Annotated in this window: 2 protein-coding genes and 1 pseudogene; all 3 read left to right on the top strand. The window is 35.0% G+C overall.

Translation table 11 applies throughout. The annotated features are described in order from the left end of the window. Positions 1-164 precede the first annotated feature (164 nt). The 3 genes and pseudogenes from NSA57_RS19320 to NSA57_RS19860 all read left to right on the top strand — a co-directional run bounded on the left by NSA57_RS19320 (position 165) and on the right by NSA57_RS19860 (position 2,403). Positions 165-1,145: a DUF6339 family protein gene (locus tag NSA57_RS19320; protein WP_257465838.1), complete on the top strand. Its 981-nt coding sequence runs from the start codon at positions 165-167 to the stop codon at positions 1,143-1,145. A gap of 20 nt (positions 1,146-1,165) precedes the next feature. Next, entirely contained in the window at positions 1,166-1,951 is a 786-nt protein-coding gene (locus tag NSA57_RS19315) for an HNH endonuclease (protein WP_117529140.1), read from the top strand. Positions 1,952-1,991: 40 nt separating this feature from the next. After that, positions 1,992-2,403 (top strand): annotated as a pseudogene (locus NSA57_RS19860) (very short patch repair endonuclease). Positions 2,404-2,605: the final 202 nt, after the last annotated feature.

The following is a 2,605-nucleotide window of genomic DNA, read 5'->3' as shown; positions in this document are numbered from 1 at the left end:
CCTTTCTTTGATAACACTATTTTACCATACATCATCTCAAAAATATATAGCAGAAATTTAATTTATTCTATACTAGAAAAACCGTTTGCATCAGCAGAATTATTATTAGGTAATAACTCAGCTGATGCACTTAAATTCCTTTGTCAGGTAGAATAGGAGGATGTATGAAATTATACTTTTTAAAACAGAAATCTCTCGATATGCTTGAACAGACTATACCTGATAATCTGAATAAGTATCAAGATGCAGAAACGTGGGTTGATCAATATTTTATTGATAATGACAAGCCTAATTATTTTTTTGATACGGGAATAGAGGTTGATGATTATCAACTTATTTCAGGAGGTCCGGAAACAGATTTCTCTAATGCAAAGATTTTATACGAAGCTTTGCAGGGACATATAAATTTAGTTCAGGCAAGTGATCTTAGATTATGGGCGTATATGGCACATAAACAACATTGGGATTATATGCATACAAGATGGGGAATTGACCTTCCGGATGATGAAGATGAAGCGGAAGAGAATGAAACAAAAAAATCTTCGACAGACAAAGCGATCAATCGTATTGGAACACGTTATTTTTTCAAGGCATCGAAAGGAAAAGCCTTTGTTCGTCAGGGTATAGCACGATTATATTGGAGTGTTTATTTAACTTATGACGAGAATAACGAAAATGGAAATCCTTATGAATATACAGAATATTTTTTTAGCAAGCAGGATATATTCACATCAATTACAGAGCGTTCCTATGCCAGAAATAAGGTACTTGTGTTGGCCGCACTCAAGGAGTTAAAGAAAAATTCAGAACTATCGAGAACAGAAGTACGTGCTTTTTTAGCCAAATTAAATCAAGCGGGTGCTATTACAGTTTCAGATTTTCTTGACAAGACTCAAGCAGAAAAATTATGTGAAAATGTTATGGCTGAAATTAAAAGCATAGCTGTATTAGAAGAAGGTAGCCATTTTAGAGCGGTTAATGATGTTACAGGTAAGCCATTTGGACCAGAGATGGTGATAAAAAATGGGCAGGTTACAGCTGTAGGAAAAACAATTTCAACGAAACCGAAAAATCTGCTTGGTAAGAAGGAAGGTACAAAGTTTGTCATTTCTGGCAAACAGTATGTTATTAAGAACATAAAGTAAATGAAAGAGAGAAAAGCAATATGGCAGCCGACAGGACAGGAATAAAATGGAGCCGAGAAGAAACTATTTTGGCATTTGATTTGTATTGCCGTACACCTTTTGGAAAGATTAGCCAAGGTAATCCGGAAATTATAAAACTTGCGCATTTGTTGGGACGAACTCCGGGTTCTGTGGGATTGAAGATGCATAATCTTGCTCATTATGATCCTGAATTGCAGAAGAGAAATGTAACTGCAATGGCGCATGGAAGCAAGCTTGATGGCGAAATTTTTTCAGAGTTTTCAAGAGATTGGACAAATTTATCGTATCAAGCTCAGCTTATCCGCGCAAAACTGCAGAATAAGGACATATCAGAAGTAATTGATCTTGGTGATATTGATGTGATTCCAGCTGGAAAATATCGAGATCAGATGATGAAAACTAGAGTAGGGCAGTATTTCTTTAGAATGACGGTATTAAATTCATACGAAAATAGATGTTGCGTCACAGGGTTAAAACAACCAGAACTTTTGGTGGCAAGTCATATTAAGCCTTGGAAAGTTAGTGATGAAAGGACTGAACGCACAAATCCGGCAAATGGATTATGTTTGAATGCTTTACATGATAAAGCATTTGATAGAGGGCTGATTACTTTAGATAAAAGATATAAGATTATTGTCTCCAGAAAGTTGAAAGATACGGAGATGGATTCAGAAACGAAATCCTGGTTTATGGGATATTCCGATCATCAAATTATTCTTCCAGATAAATTCCTGCCAGGAAAAGATTTTATAGAATACCATAATGATGTGATTTTTCAGAGGTAAGAGTGTGGACAATTTAACATCAGAGCAGCGTCGGAAAAATATGCAACATATAAGATCAAAAGATACAAAGATTGAAGGACTATTAAGAAAGGCATTGTGGAAAAAAGGTTACAGATTTCGGAAGAATTATAAAGAATTGCCAGGCAAGCCTGATATTGTATTTACTAAATATAAAATAGCAATTTTTTTGCGATGGAGAGTTTTTCCACGGCAAAGATTGGGAAGTGCTTAAGCCTAGACTGGAAAAGAGTAATAATAGTGAATATTGGATTAGTAAAATATCCAGAAACAAAGAGCGGGATGATGAAATCAACAAGAAGCTCCTTTTTCTGGGATGGACGGTAATCCGATTCTGGGGCAATGATATAAAGAAAAATACGGATGAATGCATCCGTGTGATTGAAGAAACCATTTTTGAAATTAAAACAATGGATGATTATACGGAAGAATAATCGTGAAAGGAGCATCACAATGTATAGATTGTGTTTTGGAACTATAATGACTATTTTATACCAAGCACGGAGTCATAAAGTGACTAACAAGTCTATTTGTAATGCTCTTTTTTCGTGCTTTGGAAAAACTAGTATAACGAATATTAAATAATTGCTATATCAAACGGATGCCGCTTCCTCTTCACTGATTTCATCCATTTTA

The sequence above is a fragment of the Blautia caecimuris genome, from assembly GCF_024622975.1.
GTDB classification, from domain to species: Bacteria; Bacillota; Clostridia; order Lachnospirales; family Lachnospiraceae; genus Blautia_A; species Blautia_A caecimuris.
The sequence above is the reverse complement of the archived record's forward strand: the minus strand, read 5'-3'. Positions and strand labels throughout refer to the sequence as shown.

Bases quoted from the DNA above. Each gene is read 5' to 3' on its own strand.
- NSA57_RS19320 (WP_257465838.1), top strand. From the start codon at position 165: ATGAAATTATACTTTTTAAAACAGAAATCTCTCGATATGCTTGAACAG.
- NSA57_RS19315 (WP_117529140.1), top strand. From the start codon at position 1,166: ATGGCAGCCGACAGGACAGGAATAAAATGGAGCCGAGAAGAAACTATT.